The 18,487-nt window shown below is 64.7% G+C and carries 19 protein-coding genes; 9 read left to right on the plus strand and 10 right to left on the minus strand.

Annotation, left to right across the window (positions count from 1 at the left end):
• The first annotated feature begins 36 nt into the window (after positions 1-36).
• Together sfsA and map are read left to right on the plus strand one after the other, a co-directional pair.
• Positions 37-753, plus strand: coding sequence for a DNA/RNA nuclease SfsA (gene sfsA / locus ACQ651_RS16845; RefSeq protein ID WP_430449920.1), 717 nt, complete (start codon positions 37-39; stop codon positions 751-753).
• Positions 754-822: 69 nt separating this feature from the next.
• The gene (gene map, locus ACQ651_RS16850) at positions 823-1,635 is read left to right on the plus strand and encodes a type I methionyl aminopeptidase (protein ID WP_430449921.1); all 813 of its coding nucleotides are present in this window, start codon (positions 823-825) and stop codon (positions 1,633-1,635) included.
• A gap of 11 nt (positions 1,636-1,646) precedes the next feature.
• Here the strand turns inward: map and ACQ651_RS16855 are convergent, their stop codons facing one another.
• The 3 genes from ACQ651_RS16855 to secA form a co-directional block, all read right to left on the minus strand.
• Positions 1,647-3,209: a phosphate ABC transporter substrate-binding/OmpA family protein gene (locus ACQ651_RS16855; protein WP_430449922.1), complete on the minus strand. Its 1,563-nt coding sequence runs from the start codon at positions 3,207-3,209 to the stop codon at positions 1,647-1,649.
• A gap of 22 nt (positions 3,210-3,231) precedes the next feature.
• Positions 3,232-4,272 (minus strand): hypothetical protein, encoded by a 1,041-nt coding sequence (locus tag ACQ651_RS16860; RefSeq protein ID WP_430449923.1) that lies wholly within the window; start codon positions 4,270-4,272, stop codon positions 3,232-3,234.
• A 180-nt stretch (positions 4,273-4,452) separates the two neighbouring features.
• Positions 4,453-7,167 (minus strand): preprotein translocase subunit SecA, encoded by a 2,715-nt coding sequence (gene secA / locus ACQ651_RS16865; RefSeq protein WP_430449924.1) that lies wholly within the window; start codon positions 7,165-7,167, stop codon positions 4,453-4,455.
• A gap of 226 nt (positions 7,168-7,393) precedes the next feature.
• On the opposite strand from secA, the gene ACQ651_RS16870 reads away from it, so the two are divergent.
• Genes ACQ651_RS16870 through ACQ651_RS16880 form a run of 3 tightly spaced genes read left to right on the plus strand, consistent with a single transcriptional unit; the run spans position 7,394 to position 9,939 of the window.
• Positions 7,394-8,227 carry a peptidylprolyl isomerase gene (locus ACQ651_RS16870; RefSeq protein WP_227286385.1) on the plus strand — a complete coding sequence of 278 codons (834 nt, stop codon included), beginning with the start codon at positions 7,394-7,396 and terminating at the stop codon, positions 8,225-8,227.
• Positions 8,228-8,237: 10 nt separating this feature from the next.
• The gene (gene argJ, locus ACQ651_RS16875) at positions 8,238-9,506 is read left to right on the plus strand and encodes a bifunctional glutamate N-acetyltransferase/amino-acid acetyltransferase ArgJ (protein WP_430449925.1); all 1,269 of its coding nucleotides are present in this window, start codon (positions 8,238-8,240) and stop codon (positions 9,504-9,506) included.
• A gap of 34 nt (positions 9,507-9,540) precedes the next feature.
• A complete protein-coding gene (locus ACQ651_RS16880; protein ID WP_375551069.1) occupies positions 9,541-9,939 on the plus strand; it encodes a (deoxy)nucleoside triphosphate pyrophosphohydrolase in 399 nt (132 codons plus the stop codon).
• A gap of 260 nt (positions 9,940-10,199) precedes the next feature.
• On the opposite strand, the gene hemH is transcribed toward ACQ651_RS16880, so the two are convergent.
• On the minus strand, positions 10,200-11,252 hold the full coding sequence (gene hemH, locus ACQ651_RS16885) for a ferrochelatase (protein ID WP_430449926.1): 1,053 nt from the start codon (positions 11,250-11,252) through the stop codon (positions 10,200-10,202).
• A gap of 22 nt (positions 11,253-11,274) precedes the next feature.
• Positions 11,275-12,129, minus strand: coding sequence for a methyltransferase domain-containing protein (locus ACQ651_RS16890; protein ID WP_430449927.1), 855 nt, complete (start codon positions 12,127-12,129; stop codon positions 11,275-11,277).
• A 43-nt stretch (positions 12,130-12,172) separates the two neighbouring features.
• Here ACQ651_RS16890 and ACQ651_RS16895 point away from each other — a divergent pair, with 43 nt between their 5' ends.
• From ACQ651_RS16895 to ACQ651_RS16905, 3 genes are read left to right on the plus strand one after another with little or no spacing between them, the layout of a single operon-like run.
• Entirely contained in the window at positions 12,173-12,895 is a 723-nt protein-coding gene (locus ACQ651_RS16895; protein ID WP_430449928.1) for a double zinc ribbon domain-containing protein, read from the plus strand.
• Between the two features lie 36 nt (positions 12,896-12,931).
• Positions 12,932-13,189 (plus strand): glutaredoxin 3, encoded by a 258-nt coding sequence (gene grxC, locus ACQ651_RS16900; RefSeq protein ID WP_430449929.1) that lies wholly within the window; start codon positions 12,932-12,934, stop codon positions 13,187-13,189.
• A gap of 53 nt (positions 13,190-13,242) precedes the next feature.
• On the plus strand, positions 13,243-13,686 hold the full coding sequence (locus tag ACQ651_RS16905; RefSeq protein ID WP_121896759.1) for a MarR family winged helix-turn-helix transcriptional regulator: 444 nt from the start codon (positions 13,243-13,245) through the stop codon (positions 13,684-13,686).
• Between the two features lie 187 nt (positions 13,687-13,873).
• Here the strand turns inward: ACQ651_RS16905 and ACQ651_RS16910 are convergent, their stop codons facing one another.
• The 3 genes from ACQ651_RS16910 to ubiG form a co-directional block, all read right to left on the minus strand.
• A complete protein-coding gene (locus tag ACQ651_RS16910; protein WP_430449930.1) occupies positions 13,874-14,734 on the minus strand; it encodes a CPBP family intramembrane glutamic endopeptidase in 861 nt (286 codons plus the stop codon).
• A 542-nt stretch (positions 14,735-15,276) separates the two neighbouring features.
• Positions 15,277-15,588: a VOC family protein gene (locus tag ACQ651_RS16915; protein WP_375551065.1), complete on the minus strand. Its 312-nt coding sequence runs from the start codon at positions 15,586-15,588 to the stop codon at positions 15,277-15,279.
• A 74-nt stretch (positions 15,589-15,662) separates the two neighbouring features.
• On the minus strand, positions 15,663-16,409 hold the full coding sequence (gene ubiG, locus ACQ651_RS16920) for a bifunctional 2-polyprenyl-6-hydroxyphenol methylase/3-demethylubiquinol 3-O-methyltransferase UbiG (RefSeq protein ID WP_227286373.1): 747 nt from the start codon (positions 16,407-16,409) through the stop codon (positions 15,663-15,665).
• A 72-nt stretch (positions 16,410-16,481) separates the two neighbouring features.
• On the opposite strand from ubiG, the gene pip reads away from it, so the two are divergent.
• The gene (gene pip / locus ACQ651_RS16925) at positions 16,482-17,471 is read left to right on the plus strand and encodes a prolyl aminopeptidase (RefSeq protein WP_121896012.1); all 990 of its coding nucleotides are present in this window, start codon (positions 16,482-16,484) and stop codon (positions 17,469-17,471) included.
• Positions 17,472-17,510: 39 nt separating this feature from the next.
• Here the strand turns inward: pip and ACQ651_RS16930 are convergent, their stop codons facing one another.
• Positions 17,511-18,008, minus strand: a complete 498-nt coding sequence (locus ACQ651_RS16930) for a hypothetical protein (RefSeq protein WP_227286370.1) — start codon at positions 18,006-18,008, stop codon at positions 17,511-17,513.
• On the minus strand, positions 18,002-18,481 hold the full coding sequence (locus ACQ651_RS16935) for an RNA pyrophosphohydrolase (RefSeq protein ID WP_430449931.1): 480 nt from the start codon (positions 18,479-18,481) through the stop codon (positions 18,002-18,004). The genes ACQ651_RS16930 and ACQ651_RS16935 overlap by 7 nt, the downstream gene beginning before the upstream one ends.
• Positions 18,482-18,487 lie beyond the last annotated feature (6 nt).

The following is an 18,487-nucleotide window of genomic DNA, read 5'->3' on the forward strand; positions in this document are numbered from 1 at the left end:
TTGCCTGCATTGCCTGCCGGGTATAGGGGCTTGGCGATGCGTTTTCAAACCCCTCTGATCCCCGCCACCCTGCTGCGGCGCTACAACCGGTTCCTGGCCGATATACGGCTGGAGGACGGGCAGGTGGTGACGGCCCATTGCCCCAATCCGGGCTCAATGATGGGGCTGAAGGAGCCGGGGCTGCGGATCTGGGTGGAACCCAATGACGATCCCCGAAAGAAGCTGAACTACGGCTGGCGGCTGGTGGAACTGCCCGGCGGTCACTGGGCCGGAATAGACACGAGCCTGCCGAACAGGGTCGTTCTGGAGGCGTTGCGCGCCGGCGCAATCCCGGAACTGGCTGCCTATGCGCAGATCACGCCCGAGGTGACATACGGGCAGAACAGCCGGGTCGATTTTCTGGCCTCGGGCCCGGGCCTGCCGAATGCCTATGTGGAGGTCAAGAACGTCACCCTGCGCCGACAGGGCGACTGGGCGGAGTTTCCCGACAGCGTGACCGCCCGTGGTGCCAAGCATCTGGCCGAACTGTCGCGCATGGCCGCCGACGGCCACCGGGCGGTGATGCTCTACCTGCTTCAGCGAAGCGATTGCGCCCGGCTGAAAATCGCGGGCGATCTGGACCCGGCCTATGCCGGAGCGTTCGACGCGGCCCGCGCCGCCGGGGTGGAGATGCTGTGCTATGGCACCAGGATCGGCCCCGACGCGGTTGAAATCGGCCATGCGGTGCCGGTCGACCCGGCCACGCAGATATGACCATGCCGCGTCTGGAAAATCGGCGTCTCATCGCATAAGTTTCGGCAAACACAGCTCCGGAGTGGTAGTTTGGACGATTTCCAGGGCCGTTTGACCAAGGACGGCATTCGCATTCATCAACCGCAGGATTTCGCCGGCATGCGCAAGGCCGGCGCGCTGGCGGCGCGTATCCTGGACGATATCGCGCCGATGGTGCAGCCCGGCGTGACCACCGGCGCGCTGGACGACCGGATTACCGCGATGGTCGGGGAGGCCGGGGCGACCTCGGCCACGATCGGGTATCGCGGGTACAAGCACGCAAGCTGCATCAGCGTGAACCATGTGGTGTGTCACGGGATCCCGGGCGCGAAAGTGCTGAAGGACGGCGATATCCTGAACATCGATGTGACCGTCATCGTCGACGGGTGGTACGGCGATACCAGCCGGATGTTCGTCGCCGGCCGGTTGAACCGCCGGGCCGAACGTCTGGTGCAGGTCACCCATGACGCGCTGTTCAAGGGGATCGAAGCGGTGAAGCCCGGCAACACCTTCGGCGATATCGGCCATGCCATCCAGTCCTATGTGGAGCAGCAGCGCATGTCGGTCGTGCGCGATTTCTGCGGCCACGGGCTGGGGCAGGTGTTCCATGCGCCGCCCAATGTGCTGCATTACGGGCGCCCCGGCACCGCCGCGGTGCTGGAGGAGGGCATGTTCTTCACCATCGAGCCCATGGTCAATCTGGGCCGCCCCGAAACCAAGGTGCTCGCCGATGACTGGACGGCGGTGACCCGCGACAAATCCCTGAGCGCGCAGTTCGAGCACTCGATCGGCGTGACGGCCGACGGTTGCGAGATTTTCACCCTGTCGCCCGGCGGGCTGTTTCACCCGACCTACGCCAGCTGAGCGCGCCCGCCCTATTCCAGCCAGACCTCGACCCGGCGGTTGACGGCACGGCCCCATTCGGTGTCATCGCAGGCCATCGGCATCGCCTCTCCAAACGCATCCACGCGCAGCTGCACCCGGTTCAGATCGGCGGCATTCGCGGCCTCCATGACGGCGCGGCGGGCGGTTTCCGCGCGCCCCCGGGCAAGGCGCAGATTGGTGGCGGCGTCGCCCGCGCCATCTGAAAACCCCACGAATACAAGGCGCTGACCATCGAACCGACCCTGCTCGATGGCGCGTGCAAGCCGCGAGACGGAACTGCGCGATTGCGGGTCAAGATCGGTGGTGCCGGGGGCGAAGCGAAAGGTGGGCGACAGGCGCTGGCTGTCGCTGATCCGGGCGCTCAGCCGTTGCAGATCTTCCAGCGTGATTTCCGGGCCCGCGGCGGCGATGGCGTTGGCCAGCCGGTCGCCCTGACCCGAAACCGGGGTGCGCAGGATCGACTGGTTCACGAAACCGGCCCGCCGGATCACCCGCTCCGCGGCTTGGCTTTCGAAGAAGGACAGGAACTCGCGCACAAGCCGCGGCATCCGGCGGGCGGGCGTATAGACGAAAAGCGGCGCTGTAAGTGGGTAATCCTCGGCCTTGAGGCTCGCCGCGCTGGCGGTCTGGCTGAAACCGCAGGGACCGCCAAGCGCCAGCGCGCGCGCATTGCCGAGACCGGCATAGGAGTTGATGCCGATCGCATAGGGGTCGCGCGTGACCGCGCCGGACAGATCCGCCTGGGTCGTGTGCCGGATGATGCCGGGGCCAAGGCCAAGCCCCGCGGGCAGCAGCACCCGGTTCGCGAACCCCTGGGCGAGGCCCGAATCGTCCCGCATCAGATGCAGCGAGATCGGCGCATCGCCGCCGCCAAGCACGGCCCAGTTGGTGATCTCTCCGGCGAAGACGCGGGCCAGATCGGACAGGGCGATGTCGCGCAAGGGGTTTTCGGGGGAGACCACCGCGACAAGGCCGTCGATGGCCAGAACGCGCGCCCGCTGCGACAGGCCAAGATCGCCCTGATCGGCCAGCCGCGCGGCGTCGCGCTCCACCGGGGAGGGTTCGCGAAGCGCCAGCGCCAGATCCGCGTCGCGGTTCAGAAGCGCCTCGAACCCGCTGTCGGTGGTGCCCGGGATCAGCGTGAACCGTGCCGCGGTCGTGCCATCGGCACTGCGCGTCAGCGTGAAGACGGAGCGGCCATCGGGCGCCAATGCGCGGGAAACGGTCATGCCGCGCGCGCGGGCGAACCCCTCGATCAGCGCCGGCATCAGCCGGTCGGCGATCACCGAGGCGCCGGCGAACCGTGCCTCGGCCACGAAGCCTTCCAGATCCGGGCATCCCGGCCCGGCACAGGAGACCCCCTCGGCGTTGACGGTGAGGGGCCCGTAGATCGTATCGACGCGGTAGAACTCCCCGTCGAAGCCGATCAGCGATCCGTCCAGCTCGATCGACCCGTCGAGAGAGCGCAGGGTGACATCCTGCGCAACCGCGGGGGACAGGCCCGTAATACCGAAAAAGGCGGCTCCGAAAGCCGCCCTCAGCCATGCATGCATCTGTGCCCTGTACCGGGTTGGATCAGTTCGACGCGACTCTCAGGTCCTGCAACAGATTTTGCAACACCAGATAGTCGCCAACCGCGTCGCAGGCGGGAAGTGTGAAGGTCAGCTCGGTCACCGCGACGGGCCCGGCGGGATCGGTCTGCACCGTTCTGGCGAGCGTGTCCTGGCCGCAATTGCGGCTGTTGATCGGCGCCTCGATCGAGATCCGCACCGATCCTTCGCGGGTCAGCGTATCCCGCGGGAAGGTATAGACCTGCGCCATCATCGGCGAGTCCACCGCATCGTTCCCAAGAAGCGTGACAAACCCGCCGACGCCGGTCTGCGCCCGGGCGACAGTGCCCGCGTTATCCGCCCAGATATGGCCGGGCTCGCCGTAATCGGCGCCGAATTCCAGCGCGTGCAGTTCCAGATCACGGGTGTCTTCCCAGGCGATGGCGACGCGATCATAGCCTTCCAGATCCCCGACGGTGACCAGCGCGCTCTCTTCTTCCTCCGCCAGACGGATCGTGAAGAAGGCGGGCGTTTCGAAGGCCGGGATATCGACCGTCAGCAGACCCATCTGATCGGTGGCCTCGGTCAGGGTCAGCCCCGAATGCTCGATCACCACCCGCGCGCCGGGGCGGCAGGGGGCCATGATATCCAGCGCGACCATCGCCGCAGGCGCGGCCTCGGCACTCACGCTCAGCCCGCAGGGCAGACCGAACTGGCTGGTGTCTGGGGTGGCCGGGGCGGCCATGGCCCTGTCGGGCGTTTCGGCCATCCGCTCGGACAGGTCACGACCGGGCTGCGACAGATCGGGCGGGGTCAGGGCAAGTTCGGGGGCCGCAGGCAGGGCCAGCGCGCCTGGCGCCTCCGGGGCCGTCAGGGCAGCGGGGGCGGGCAATGCGGCAGGTGTCGCCGTCGCCTCCGGCGCGACCGGCCGCGCCGCGGCGGTCCGATCGGCTGGCGGGGCGTCCGCCTGCATGCCGGGCAAAAGCCCCGCCTGAACGGCGAACAGGCCGCCGGATACGGTCATCAGCCCCACAGCGACCAGTCGGATGATTTGGCGTTTTGGCATACCGCCCTCCTTCGCGGGTGTTGCGGCGAAGACTGGGCGTGGATTGGGGCGATATTGCGGAGCGATTGGCCGGATTTCGTGGAAAATCCGGCCAGTGTGGCGCGATTGCCGCGGGTTGTTTCCGGTTTCGACCCAATCCTTATGGAATTGCGGCGAAAACGTGGCGCGGGGCCGTCCGTGTCAGGCCAGCCGCCCGTGGCAATGCTTGAATTTCTTGCCCGATCCGCAGGGGCAGGCATCGTTCCGGCCCGGGTTGCCCCAGGTGGAGGGGTCATCCTCCACGAACCCGTCGACCAGCGCGGCGGTCTCCCCCCCGTCCGGCGCGGCGGCGGCTGCGGTCGCCGCGGTTGCGGCCTTCTGCTGCGCCTGTTGCTGGGCCTGAAGCTGCTTGATCAGCTGTTCCTGCTGCTCCGGGGTCAGCGGCTGGATCTTCGACAGCCGCTCGGTCACATCCATCCGCAGACTGTCCAGCATGCTTTCGAAAAGCTGGAAGCTTTCGGTCTTGTATTCATTCAGCGGGTCGCGCTGGGCGTAGCCGCGAAAGCCCACGACAGAGCGCAGATGCTCAAGCGTCAGAAGATGCTCGCGCCATTTGCCGTCGATCGTCTGCAACAACACCTGTTTCTCGATATTGCGCATCTGTTCGGGGCCGAACTGCACGGCCTTTCCGGCCATGTATTCATCGGCCGCCACCTCAAGGCGCTCCCGGATCGTCTCGTCATCGACGCCTTCCTCATCGGCCCAGTCGGCCACCGGAACGTCGATGCCGAGTTTCTCGCGCACCTCTTTTTGCAGGCCTTCGGTATCCCACTGATCGGCGTAGGTTTTCGGCGGCATATGGATATGAACCAGATCGTCGATCACCTGATGGCGCATGTCCCGCGTGACCTCGGCGATATCCTCGGCGCCCATGATCTCCATGCGCTGCTCGAAAATCGCTTTTCGCTGATCATTCATGACATCGTCGAATTTCAGCAACTGCTTGCGGATGTCGAAGTTGCGCCCCTCCACCTTGGCCTGCGCCTTTTCGAGGCTCTTGTTGACCCAGGGGTGCACGATCGCCTCCCCCTCCTTCATCCCGAGGGTGGAGAGCATCTTGTCCAGCCGGTCGGAGCCGAAGATCCGCATCAGATCGTCTTCCAGCGACAGGAAGAAGGAGGAGCGCCCCGGATCGCCCTGCCGGCCCGAACGCCCGCGAAGCTGGTTGTCGATCCGGCGGCTTTCATGCCGTTCCGTGGCCAGCACATAAAGCCCGCCCGCAGCTTTTACCGCTTCCTCGTCGGCGGCATGTTCGGCCTCGATCCGCTCGCGGATCTCGTCGGGATGCGCGTCGGGATCGGCCGCCAGCGCCTCCATCACCTTGAACTCAACATTGCCGCCCAGTTTGATGTCGGTGCCGCGCCCGGCCATGTTGGTGGCGATGGTGATCGCACCCAGCTTGCCCGCATCGGCCACGATCTGCGCCTCCTGCTCGTGCTGGCGCGCGTTCAGCACGTTATGCGGCAGCCCGGCCTCTTTCAGCAGATCCGAGAGCATCTCGGATTTCTCGATCGATGTCGTGCCCACCAGAACCGGCTGCCCCTTTTCATGGGCCTCGCGGATCTGCGCGACGATGGCGGCGTATTTCTCGGCGCCCGTGCGATAGACCTGATCATCCTCGTCTTCGCGGGCGATGGGGCGGTTGGTGGGCACTTCGACCACACCCAGCCCGTAGATGGAGGAAAACTCCTCCGCCTCGGTAGCGGCGGTGCCGGTCATGCCCGACAGCTTGCCGTAAAGACGGAAATAGTTCTGGAACGTGACCGAGGCCATGGTGATGTTCTCGGGCTGGATCGCCACGCCTTCCTTGGCTTCGATGGCCTGATGCAGCCCGTCCGACAGGCGGCGGCCCGGCATCATCCGCCCGGTGAACTCGTCCACCAGCACCACCTCGCCGTTGCGGACGATGTAGTCCTTGTCCTTCTGGAAGGCCTTGTGCGCGCGCAGGGCGTTGGTCACGTGGTGGACGATGGTCGTGCTTTCGGGGTCGTAGAGGCTCTGCCCCTCGGGCAGGATCCCTTCGGCCAGCAGCCGCTCCTCCAGAAAATCGTTGCCTTCGTCGGTGAAGGTCACGCCGCGGGTCTTTTCGTCGAAGGTGTAATGATCCTCCGCGATCCCCGGGATCAGCGCGTTGATCGTGACATACAGCTCCGAACGGTCCTCCGACGGGCCCGAGATGATCAGCGGCGTCCGCGCCTCGTCGATGAGAATCGAATCCACCTCGTCCACGATCGCGAAATTGTGCCCGCGCTGCGCCATGTCGGCGAGGCTGGCGCGCATATTGTCGCGCAGGTAATCGAACCCAAGCTCGTTATTCGTCGCATAGGTGATGTCGGCGCCATAGGCGCTGCGCTTCTCGGTGTCGGGCTGGCGCGGATAGACGACACCGGTGGACAGGCCAAGCGCGGTGTAGACCTTGCCCATCCAGTCCGCGTCCCGCTTGGCGAGGTAGTCATTGACGGTGACGATATGCACGCCCTTGCCGGTGAGTGCGTTCAGATAGGCGGGGAAGGTAGCGACAAGCGTCTTGCCCTCACCCGTTTTCATCTCCGCGATATTGCCCTGATGCAGGAAGACACCGCCCATCAATTGCGTGTCGAACGCCCGCAAACCAAGGGCGCGACGCGCGGCTTCCCGGCAATTGGCGAAGGCTTCGGGCAGCAGGTCGTCCAGCGCCTCGCCGTTCTGAACCCGGTTGCGGAACTCGGCCGTCTTGGCGACGATTTCCGTGTCGCTCAGCTTTTCGAACTCCGGTTCCAGCGCATTGATCCGGTCAACCACCGGTCTGACCGATTTCACCTTGCGGTCATTCGGCGTTCCGAAGACCTTCTTCGCGATGGTTCCAAGCCCCAGCATGTTCTCAAACGCCTTTTTGTTGCGGGTGGCGCCATTGGCGGCATTCCCCCGGATCATCAATTCGTGTGCGGCACGCGGCTTGTTTGGCCAGACTCTGCGGTCTATCAACGGCGGCAAGATCGGCACGGCCCCGGTGCGAAACCCGTCAGGGACATAAGGGGCCGCCGGATATGTGTCAACGCGGCCAATGGATCAAGGGCCCGACGAAAACAAAGGACTTTCGAAAATGAAACGACTTCTTGCCGGTGTGGCTCTGTCCGCGCTTCTTGCCGCTCCCCTTCAGGCCCAGGACGCAACCACCGTTCTGGCCACCGTGAACGGCACCGACATCACGCTTGGCCACCTGATCGCAATGCAATCGCTTCTGCCCGACCAGTATCGCCAGTTGCCCGATCAGGTGCTGTTCGAGGGGATGCTGGAGCAGCTGATTCAGCAGGAGGTCATGGCCGGGCAGGCGCGGGGCATGATGACCTCCCGGATGGAACTCGGTCTCGAAAATGAACAGCGCGCGTTCCTCGCCGCCGCGCTGATGGACGAGATCGCGATGGCCGATATCCCCGAGGAGGAGATCGAGGCCGAATACGAAAGCATCTACGGCGCGACCGAACCGGCGCGGGAGTACAACGCCTCCCACATTCTGGTCGAAACCGAAGAAGAAGCACTGGCGCTGATCGCGGAACTGGAGGGCGGTGCCGATTTCGCCGAGCTGGCGCAGCAGCACTCCACCGGTCCCTCGGGCCCGAATGGCGGGCAGCTTGGCTGGTTCACCGCCGGCATGATGGTCCCCAGCTTCGAGGAGGCGGTCTTCGCCCTTGAGGCGGACGAGATCTCGGCGCCTGTCGAGACCCAGTTCGGCTGGCATGTGATCCGCCTCAATGAAAGCCGGCTGCAGGACGCGCCCGCGCTAGAGGATGTGCGCGAGGAACTGGTTCAGGGGCTGCGCCGCGCCCGCGTCGATGCCCGCATGGAAGAGCTGACCGCCGAAGCCGATGTGGAGCGCCCGGATCTGGAAGGCTTCGATATCAGCCTGATCCGCGACATGGATCTTCTGGAAAACTGAGCGCACACCAATGAGCGACAGTGCCACGAAAGCCAAGCCGGCGGTTTCGCCGCTGGCGCCGCCGGGCGGGTTTCCGGACCTGCCGGTGATCGACGGGGTGCGCTTTGCCGCGGCGGCGGCCGGCATCAAGTACAAGAACCGCGAAGACGTGATGCTGGCCGAAATCGCGCCCGGCGCGTCGCTCGCCGGGGTGTTCACCCGCTCCGCCACCCGCTCCGCGCCGGTGCTGGATTGCGAGGCCAAGCTGGCGGCGCTCGGGGCGCAGGAGGCCGGGTTCGCGATTCTGGTCAATTCCGGCAATTCCAACGCCTTCACGGGGGCCGCGGGCGCGGAGACGGTGCGCGCCGTCTGTGCGCAGATCGCCCGCGCCATGGACCTGCCGGAGGCGCATGTCTTCACCGCCTCCACCGGCGTGATCGGAGAGCCGCTGCCTGCGGAAAAGATCACCGGCGCCATCGCTGCGCTCAAGGCCGGCCTGTCGCCCGCAGGCGGGGCCGCCGCCGCGCGCGCCATCATGACCACGGATACCTTCGCTAAGGGTGCCACGGCCACGATGCGGATCGGCGGCACGCCGGTTTCCATCGCGGGCTTCGCCAAAGGCTCCGGCATGATCGCGCCGGACATGGCGACGATGCTGGCCTATGTCTTCACCGATGCCGCGATTGACCGGCCCGTGCTGCAGGACATGCTGCGCGCGCAGACCACACGCACCTTCAACGCGATCACCGTCGACAGCGATACCTCCACTTCCGATACGGTGATGGTGGTGGCCACCGGCAAGGCGGGCCACGAGCGGATCACCGATGTCGACAGCGCCGAAGCGCGGGAGTTCGCCGCGGCCCTAGAAGCGGTGATGAAAGACCTTGCGCTGCAGATCGTCCGCGACGGCGAAGGCGCGACGAAGCTGGTCGAGGTGCGGGTGACCGGCGCGGCCAGCGATGCCGATGCCGACAGGGTTGCCCGCGCCATCGCCAATTCACCGCTGGTGAAAACCGCCATCGCCGGGGAGGATCCGAACTGGGGCCGCATCGTCATGGCCGTCGGCAAATCCGGCGCAAAGGCGGACCGCGACCGTCTCAGCATCCGGTTCGGGGACATCCTCGTGGCCGAAGACGGCTGGGTCGCGCCCGGCTACCGGGAGGAGGCGGGCGCGGCCTACATGACCTCCGACACCTTGCTGATCGCGGTCGATCTGGGCCTTGGCGACGGGTCCGCGACGATCTGGACCTGCGATCTGACCCATGGCTACATCACCATCAACGCGGATTACCGGTCGTGACCGCCGATTGTCGGTGCGATCGTCGGGGCCGCGGATGAAAACGGTTCTCGTCTCGGCGGTCGCGCTGATCGACCCGGATGGCCGCGTGCTTCTGGCCCAACGCCCCGAGGGCAAATCCATGGCCGGTCTGTGGGAGTTTCCGGGCGGCAAGGTCGAACCGGGCGAAACGCCCGAGGCCGCGTTGATCCGCGAGCTGCACGAGGAACTGGGGATCGACACCTGGGCTTCGTGCCTCGCCCCGCTCACCTTCGCCAGCCACAGCTACGCGGAGTTTCACCTGCTGATGCCGCTTTTCGTCTGCCGGAAATGGCAGGGCATACCCGCCCCGCGCGAAAAACAGGTGCTGAAATGGGTCGCGCCAAAGGCCCTGCGCGACTACCCGATGCCGGCGGCCGATATCCCCCTGATCCCCATCCTGCGCGACTGGCTTTGACCCGGCCGCGCCGGATTTGATCCGGACCGCCTGATATTTCCGCGATTTTCCGGCCTATACGCCGGTTTTTGGGGCTGCTTTTTCATAAAACTGGAATAGTATCGGATAATCACAGCCAATCGGGGGATTACGACTGTGCTCAAGACGATCACATTGGGAACTTGCGTGTCCGTTCAGGGCATTTTTGTGCGGGCGCTGACCGATGGCAAGATCATGGTGCGCGTCGGCGACCGGATCTTCACCGGACGCCCGGTAAGCGCCTAACCCACCCAGCCTTTCAGATTGTCATCCACCACGGCGGCCAGTGCCGCGATATGGGCGTCGTCATCGTTGAGGCACGGGATATAGGTGAACTCCTCGCCGCCGGCCTCTTCGAAGCTCTCCTTGATCTCTTCGTTGATCTCTTCCAGCGTTTCGATGCAGTCGGCTGAAAACGCGGGCGCACAGACGGCGATCTTCTTCTTGCCGGTCTCCGCAAGCCGCGCGACCTCCTCCACCGTGTAGGGTTTCAGCCATTCCTCGGGGCCGAACCGGCTCTGGAATGTGGTCACGATATCCGTATCGGCCCAGCCCAGACGTTCCTTCAGCAGGCGCGTCGTCTTCTGGCACTGGCAGTGATAGGGATCGCCCTCCATCAGATAGCGCTTCGGCACGCCGTGGTAGGAACAGACCAGAATATCCGGCCGGTTCTCCAGCGCGCCATAGACCCGCTCGATCGACTGCGCCAGCGCCTCGATGTATAGCGGATGCTCGAAATAGGGCTCGACCGTGCGCACGATCGGCTGCCATTTGATCGACATGACCGACCGGAAGAACTGATCGCAGGCGGTGGCCGAAGTGGCGCCCGCATATTGCGGGTAAAGCGGGAAGAACAGAATCTTGGTGCAGCCCTGCGCGACCAGCTCATCCACCCTGGATTTGGTCGAGGGGTTGCCGTAGCGCATGCAGAAATCCACCACGACCCTGTCGCCATGGCGTTCGGCCATCACCGCCTTCATCTTGGCGGTCTGGTCCTTGGTGATCGTCATCAGGGGGCTTTCACCCGCCTCGTGGTTCCAGATCGAGGCATAGGCCTTGCCCGAGGAAAACGGTCGTTTCGACAGGATGATCAGCTGCAGGAGCGGCTGCCAGATCCAGGCGGAATAGTCGATCACCCGCTTGTCGGACAGGAACTCGTTCAGATACCGGCGCATCGGCCAATAGCTGTAATCATCGGGCGTGCCCAGATTGGCCAGCAGAATTCCGATCTTGCCGAATTTCACCTGCGGGTGGTCGGCGGGCGCGTGGCTCAACGCGGGCTTTGGCTGCATCATGTTCATCTTTTCGGCTCGCACCTCAGTCAGGCTCCCGGTCTAGAACCGGTGTTGCTGTGTCGTCAAACTCGGTTGTTTGCAATGCGTCAGCCAGCCGCGTGTTGGCGCTGCCGGGACGCAGGGGTTTCTGCTGGCTCTCATGGGGGGTCCAGCCGGTCAGGAAAGCCAGCTCGAAGGTCGCGCGGATGCGCCCCCCCTCGGCCGGGAAACCTGCCGCGTAAATCTCCGCCGCGCGCCGGAACAGGCGCCGGGGCGTGGGGGCCCGGTGACGGCTGGCCAGCGCGTTTGTTTCGCCCATGGCGCGCAGATCGGCCATCAGATCGGGCAGCGTCGCATAATGCACCTCCCGGCGCGTGCTGTCGGCAACCGGCAGGGCAAAGCCCGCGCGCTGCAACAGCCCGCCCAGATCGCGCAACTCTCCCATCGGGGCGATGCGGGGGGACAGGCCGCCCAGCGTCTCGATCTCGGCCTGGCCAAGGGCGGCGCGCAGCTCGCCCAGCGTTTCGCCCGCGAAACACACCGCCAGAAACAGCCCGTCGGGGGCCAGCGCCCGGCGGCATTGCACAATCTGGCCCACCGGATCGTCGGCCCAGTGCAGGCCCATCGCGTGGATCACCAGATCTTGGGCGCCCGGCGCCAGATCGATCACCTCCGCATCCGGCACGACCACGGCGCCGGGCAGGAAACCGTCCCATTCCGCCGGGAAAGGCGTCACGATCGCGGGCCTCGTAAACGATCTGTTAACGTCGATGAGTCTTTCCTGAAGCTCGAACCGGGCTTCGTCATGCAGGAAGCCGGCCTGATCCAGCCGTGCGCGGGCACGGTGCCGGGCAAGGGCAGGTCTGTCCACCAGAGCGGCTGGTCGCTGGTTCTTCATCAAGGGTTCCGTTCGCTGACCCGCTGCAACTTAGGGGCATGACATGAGATTGCAAACGGCGGTGCATGCGGTCTTTCCGCCCGAATGCCTCTGTTGCGGCGCACAGGTGGAGACCGATTACGCGATTTGCGGCCCCTGCTGGCTTGAAACGCCCTTCATTCACAGCGCGTCCTGCGACATCTGCGGCGTGCCTCTGCCAGGGCGTGGCGATGACCGCCCGATTCGCTGCGACGAGTGCCTGACGTTCGCCCGGCCCTGGTCGCAGGGCCGCGCGGTCTTCGCCTATTCCGGAAATGCGCGCCGCCTGATCCTCGGTCTGAAACACGGCGACCGGGCCGAGGTGGCGCGGGCCGCCGCGCCGTGGATGGTGCGGGCCGCGGGGCCGCTTCTGGGCCCGCGCACGCTTCTGGTGCCGGTTCCGCTGCACCGCTGGCGTCTGCTCAGGCGGCGCTTCAACCAGTCCGCGCTTCTGGCCCATGCGCTTGGCCGCGCCGCCGGTGTGCCGGTCGCGCCCCGGGCGCTTGTGCGGGCGCGGGCCACGCAAAGCCTTGACGGGCTGGGCCGGGAAAGCCGGTTCCGAACCCTGGAGAGGGCAATCCTCCCCGCGCCGGGCCACGGGGCGGTGCTGGAGGGCCGCGATGTTCTGCTGGTCGACGATGTGATGACCACCGGCGCGACCTTCGCCGCCGCGACCGAGGCGTGTTTTCTGGCCGGGGCCGCAAACGTCTCCGTGATTGCTCTGGCGCGCGTGGCCCGGGACACCTAAATCGGAACGCAACACCGGACAGAGGGAAGCCAGATCATGCCGACAGTTGAAATCTACACCTCGCCGCTTTGCGGATATTGCCACGCGGCCAAACGCCTGCTGACCGAAAAGGGTATCAGCTTTGCGGAATACAACGTCTCCGGCGATGCCGAGAAACGCCAGGAGATGCTGGCCCGCGCCAATGGCCGCCATACGGTGCCGCAGATTTTCATCGGCGAGACCCATCTGGGCGGCTATGACGAAATGGCCGCGCTGGACCGCGAGGGCAAGCTTGACGGGATGCTTGCGGCCTGACGCGACGTGCTGGCCCCTTGCTCAAGGGGCCAGAGTCCTGTGTTATGCGCGCCATGACCTCCACCGATGACCCCCTTGCCGTCGCGCTGTTCAGCGAGATGTTCATGGCCGATCAGCTGGCGCGGAACCGGTTGTCCAGGGCGTTGCCGAAGGGGATGGAACTCAGCCATTTTTCCGTTCTGAACCAGCTGGCGCGCACGGGCGATGAGAAAACGCCGGCGCAACTGGCCCGCATCTTCCACGTCACCCGGGGCGCGATGACCAACACATTGGGCAAGCTGGAATGGGCGGGGCATGTGCATATCCGCCCTGACTGGGATGATGCGCGGCGCAAGTTCGTGTCGATCAGCCCCTCGGGCCGCAAGGCCCGCGATGCGGCGCTGGAGGCGATTGCCCCGATCCTCACGGCGACCGTGGCCGAGATCGGCGCGGACCGGGTCCGCGCGGCCCTGCCGGTGATCCGCGAGATGCGGGTGCGGCTGGAGGAGGATGGCTGATCGGCGTGCTCTTGGGTCTGCAAGGCCGCCTTCGGGAATGGCTGTTTGGAGGCCATAGTCCACGATGCCGCGAGGGGCTCAGATCGCCGCCAGGGGCCGCAAGCGCGCATGGCCCGCATGGCATTGATGTTCACAGACAGGTGCAGGGCCATCCTTTTGTTTCGCTTCAGCCGTGCGGCTTCACAGACTATCCGGACGTCGAGCGACGATGGTTCCACCACGCCCACAACCCAAGCAATATCAGACCGTAGATCAACTCCGGCGAGAGCAGAGCATACAAGGGATTATAGGCGGTTTCGGTGAGTCCGGCTGCGCCGTCGGCAGGTTCAGGCATGATTTCACCCGCGCCCAACATGGTCTGATTCAGGGTGACAGCCGCATCCCAAAGCCCGTGCATGATGATGGAGGGCCAGAGTGAGCCTGTCCACAGCACCAGGGCCCCGTAGAATACCCCTCCGCCGGCGGCGGAGATGACCTGCATGACGGTCACGTCGAAGGGTTGGCCACCCACCCAATTCATGAAGTGGAAAGCGCCGAAAATCAATGCGGCCACCAGCACTGCGGGAATGGCGGGCATTTTCGATCTCAAACCATGTAGAAGCACGCCGCGAAACAACAGCTCCTCGAACAGTCCCACAACAAGTGCGACGAAACTCGCGACCCCGACCATCCGCCAATCGGCGGCGGTCAGGGCGAACGCCTCGTCCTGCGCCAAAACGGTTCCATAGGTCACAAGGACCATGAGCAGAACCAACGCGATATAGGGGACGGCAAAGAGGCTCGCACGCCAGCGCGGCATGATTGTGAGCCCTGTTTCCCGGGTCCAGCCGAGAAGCAAGACGGCAAGCACAAGCACCCCGGCCAATCCGATTTCGGCCCACAGACCGTCCGCGAACTCAGACGCGCCCTGCTCCTGTCGCCCGTGCCCGAAGAGTTGCGAGGCATCGAGGAACAGCACAGGGGCAACGAAGTAAACCGCGGCGACGAGCAGCAGCAGACCAGCAGCGGCGAAGGGACGTTCAGCGGCCCATACACGTATGTTTTTCAAGATATCAATCCCAATGAAATCGCTTGAACGTGGTCTGGCTCGCGCGGCTTTGGCGCGTGGCCGCTCGGGGGTCGATGAACAGACTGCCCGCCGCAAGTCTAGCAGATCATGTTCACGCCGTCTTCTGGCCAAGGCGTTTCCAGCGCAAATGTGCCGATACGGTCGTTGGAGAGCTTCTGGAAATTGCGGCAGTCGCAGAGGCCGACCCTGTCGGGAGTTCGAAGCTGCGCTCACATGCGGATACGTCCGGGATCTGCCATGAAACGGGGAGCGGCAGCTTCGGGCAGCATGGGGGCAGTTTTGCCACGCAGGCATTCATCTGAGTGTTAAACTGCAGCATTGTGCCCCAAACGGCAGGTTTCGTGACGCGGGAATGCGGCGTTCAGTCAGGCACAGCGCGGCAGAAAGGGGCCTTGAATGCCGATCAGGATCCCATGTCGGCCGCGCCTCGGATGCCGCAGCCCATGCGAGGTCTGCTCAGAGCCCAATGTGTCAGCGTTTACGCGGGATGGGCGAGGATGCTTAGCAACTTTCCAGTGGGGTCAAGCATGTAAAAAACGGCGCACTCCCCAAGGTTCGCTCGTCAACTCATACTCGATTTTGTGTCCCAGCCGTTTGGCATGCTGGTAGAGAGCATCAACATCATCCACCTCGATTGATAGATCGGGTACGGCAGTCCCTGACCCGCCTTCGATTGCAATGCTAATCTGAGTTGGTGCCGTTTCACCCGAGGCAAGAGTTGCGATCCATCCATGATCCATCACAACGTCCAGATCGAACAATTCAGAGTAGAAGGCTCGAACATCGTCGACAGAAGTAACGGCTATGTTTGATACGATACGCTTAACTGTCATGACCGCCAATCCTCCACCTTCGACATGATAACATCGATGTTGGCTAAGGTCCGCCCCCTCCCGCAAACCCGCCCCTAGGCCGGTTTCGTACTGGCCGTCACATAGTTCACGCTCAGGTCGCGGTCGGAGAGGCTCCAGGTCCAGGTGATCGGGTTGAAGACGAAGCCCTTGCGGTCCACGGGCGTCAGGCCCGCATTGGCAATCAGGGCGAAAAGCTCGTCTGGCGTGATGAATTTCTGCCATTCATGGGTGCCCTTGGGCAGCCAGCGCATCACGTATTCCGCACCGACAATCGCCATCGCGAAGCTTTTCGGGTTCCGGTTGATCGTCGAGCAGATCATCAGACCGCCGGGTTTCAGAAGCTGCTGGCACGCGGTCAGGTAGCCTTGCGGGTCGGCCACATGTTCGACCACCTCCATGTTCAGGACCACGTCGAACTGTTCGCCCGCCTCGGCCAGCGCTTCGGCGGTGGTGAAGCGGTAATCGATCTCCAGCCCCGATTGCTCCGCATGAACCCGGGCCACGGGGATGTTCCGCTCGGCCGCATCCGCGCCCACCACATCGGCGCCCAGCCGCGCCATGGGTTCCGACAGGAGCCCGCCGCCGCAGCCGATATCCAGCAGCCGCAATCCCGCGAACGGGGAGGCGTCTTTCAGGTCCCGCCCGAACTCGGCGGCGATCTGGGCGGTGATGTAGTCCAGCCGCGTGGGGTTCAGCATGTGCAGCGGTTTGAATTTGCCATGGGGGTCCCACCATTCCGCGGCCATCGCCTCGAATTTGGCAATCTCGCCGGCATCGACCGTTTGTGTCGCGGTGTTCATGGACATCCCTTTCCAATCTTGTCACTCTTTTGGTCATGTCAGACCCGTCATATGGGTCTATATAGGACCGGTATGGACAAGTTCTCTGGCCAAAAGCGCGCAGCCGCGCATCTGTTTCCGCCGATCGACCCGTACGATCAGCGCATGCTGGATGTGGGCGACGGGCATCACGTCTATGTCGAGCAATGCGGCAATCCCGATGGCGCGCCGGTGATCGTGCTCCATGGCGGGCCCGGCGGCGGGTGCAGCCCGGCCATGCGGCGCTATTTCGACCCCGAGGACTGGCGGATCATTCTGTTCGACCAGCGCGGCTGTGGCCGGTCGCGGCCCCATGCGGCGATCAAGGCCAACACGACCTGGGATCTGGTCGACGATATCGAACGGATCCAGAACACGCTCGGTATCGACCGCTGGGCCGTCTTCGGCGGCTCCTGGGGCGCGACGCTGGCATTGATCTATGCCGAAACCCACCCTCACTCCGTGGCCTATCTGGCGCTCAGGGGGGTGTTCCTGTCGACCGAGCGGGAACTCAAGTGGTTCTATGGCGGCGGTGCGGGGCAATTCTGGCCCGATCAATGGGCAAAATTCACTTCCCTCGTGCCCGAAGCGGAACGCGACGACCTGATCGCGGCCTATAACCGGCGGCTGTTTTCCGGCGATCTGATGCTGGAGACACGGTTCGCGCGGGCCTGGGCGTCATGGGAAAACGCGCTCGCCTCGATGGACAGCGACGGGGCGGGGGGCGAAAGCCCGGCCGATTACGCCCGCGCCTTCGCCCGGCTCGAAAACCACTATTTCATGAATCGCGGCTTTCTGGAGGAGGACGGCCAGATCCTGCGCGACCTCTACCGGATCGCCCATATTCCCGGCACCATCGTTCAGGGGCGCTATGACATGATCTGCCCGCCAATGTCGGCCAACCTGCTGGCGCAGGGCTGGCATAACGGGCGGTTGCAGATGATCAAATCCGCGGGCCACGCCCTGTCGGAGCCCGGGATCAGCCATGAACTCGTGCGGGTGATGAAGGCCGTGGGCCAGCATCGCGGCAAATACGGGCTCTGACGGCCTTTTCAGCCCGAAAAACCCGTTTCCGTTTGCCGCTCAGTTGGCGCCGCCGCAGGCATCGCCCAGCGCGCAGCCCATGACCTCCGTCAGATCCTGTTCGGTGGGGGTCATGTAGGAATAGCGCGCGCAGGGATCCGTCTCGAAAATCACGCCGGCCTCGTCGTCCTCGCGCAGGAAAAACAGCGCATAGCTGTCAAGCGGCGGCGTTCCGCACCATGCCGAGACGCAGGACACTTCCACCGTCACATCCACCTCAAGCGGGTTCACAAACCCGTCCGCCATGGCCGAGAGGCCGGAAAACCGGGCCGGAAAGCTGTAGGGCGCGGGCAGGTTTTCGGCCCCCGTCTGCACCGCATCCGGGCGCGCGGTGTCGGGCCCCGTCCGGGTCATCTCGCCCACCGCCATCACGAAGGTCTCCTCCCGCTCGTTGGCGGCGTTGAAACTGTCGGTCACGCTGGGTGCCAGACAGCTCAGCGCAAGCGCGGGCGTGGCGGCAAGGCCGAGACAGGCGGTCACGCATAGCCGTTTCAGCACAATCCGAACTCCTTGAAGACCTGTTCGTACATCCCGCGTTTGAACGGCACGATCAGATCAAGCAGCGTCGCCGCGGGCATCCAGCGCCAGTCCGAGAATTCCACATCCTTGTGGCGCAGATCGATCACCGCGTCGTCCGCCTCCAGCCGCATGAGAAACCACATCTGTTTCTGTCCGCGATATCTGCCGCCCCACCGCCCCGGTACGATCTCCGGCGGCAGATCGTAGGTCAGCCAGTCGGCGGTCTGGGCCGCAAGGGCCACATGTTCCGCGCCGACCCCCGTTTCCTCCAGAAGCTCCCGGAAGGCCGCGGCCTCCGGCGTCTCGTCCGGGTCCACGCCGCCCTGCGGCATCTGCCACGCGGGCGTGTCCATATCGGCCCGCTGGCCCGCGAAGACCAGACCGTCGGCGTTGATCAACACAACGCCGACGCAGGGCCGGTAAGGCAGCTTCTCGATCTCGGCGGGGGTCATCGCCCC

Origin of the sequence: Rhodophyticola sp. (assembly GCF_965284195.1) — a bacterium.
Taxonomy (GTDB): Bacteria; Pseudomonadota; Alphaproteobacteria; order Rhodobacterales; family Rhodobacteraceae; genus Rhodophyticola.

Excerpts from the sequence above, each read along its gene's own strand:
- sfsA (WP_430449920.1), top strand. The coding sequence starts at position 37 with ATGCGTTTTCAAACCCCTCTGATCCCCGCCACCCTGCTGCGGCGCTAC.
- ACQ651_RS16855 (WP_430449922.1), bottom strand. The coding sequence starts at position 3,209 with ATGCATGCATGGCTGAGGGCGGCTTTCGGAGCCGCCTTTTTCGGTATT.
- ACQ651_RS16860 (WP_430449923.1), bottom strand. The coding sequence starts at position 4,272 with ATGCCAAAACGCCAAATCATCCGACTGGTCGCTGTGGGGCTGATGACC.
- secA (WP_430449924.1), bottom strand. The coding sequence starts at position 7,167 with ATGCTGGGGCTTGGAACCATCGCGAAGAAGGTCTTCGGAACGCCGAAT.
- ACQ651_RS16870 (WP_227286385.1), top strand. The coding sequence starts at position 7,394 with ATGAAACGACTTCTTGCCGGTGTGGCTCTGTCCGCGCTTCTTGCCGCT.
- argJ (WP_430449925.1), top strand. The coding sequence starts at position 8,238 with ATGAGCGACAGTGCCACGAAAGCCAAGCCGGCGGTTTCGCCGCTGGCG.
- ACQ651_RS16880 (WP_375551069.1), top strand. The coding sequence starts at position 9,541 with ATGAAAACGGTTCTCGTCTCGGCGGTCGCGCTGATCGACCCGGATGGC.
- hemH (WP_430449926.1), bottom strand. The coding sequence starts at position 11,252 with ATGATGCAGCCAAAGCCCGCGTTGAGCCACGCGCCCGCCGACCACCCG.
- ACQ651_RS16890 (WP_430449927.1), bottom strand. The coding sequence starts at position 12,129 with ATGAAGAACCAGCGACCAGCCGCTCTGGTGGACAGACCTGCCCTTGCC.
- ACQ651_RS16895 (WP_430449928.1), top strand. The coding sequence starts at position 12,173 with ATGAGATTGCAAACGGCGGTGCATGCGGTCTTTCCGCCCGAATGCCTC.
- grxC (WP_430449929.1), top strand. The coding sequence starts at position 12,932 with ATGCCGACAGTTGAAATCTACACCTCGCCGCTTTGCGGATATTGCCAC.
- ACQ651_RS16905 (WP_121896759.1), top strand. The coding sequence starts at position 13,243 with ATGACCTCCACCGATGACCCCCTTGCCGTCGCGCTGTTCAGCGAGATG.
- ACQ651_RS16915 (WP_375551065.1), bottom strand. The coding sequence starts at position 15,588 with ATGACAGTTAAGCGTATCGTATCAAACATAGCCGTTACTTCTGTCGAC.
- ubiG (WP_227286373.1), bottom strand. The coding sequence starts at position 16,409 with ATGAACACCGCGACACAAACGGTCGATGCCGGCGAGATTGCCAAATTC.
- pip (WP_121896012.1), top strand. The coding sequence starts at position 16,482 with ATGGACAAGTTCTCTGGCCAAAAGCGCGCAGCCGCGCATCTGTTTCCG.
- ACQ651_RS16935 (WP_430449931.1), bottom strand. The coding sequence starts at position 18,481 with ATGACCCCCGCCGAGATCGAGAAGCTGCCTTACCGGCCCTGCGTCGGC.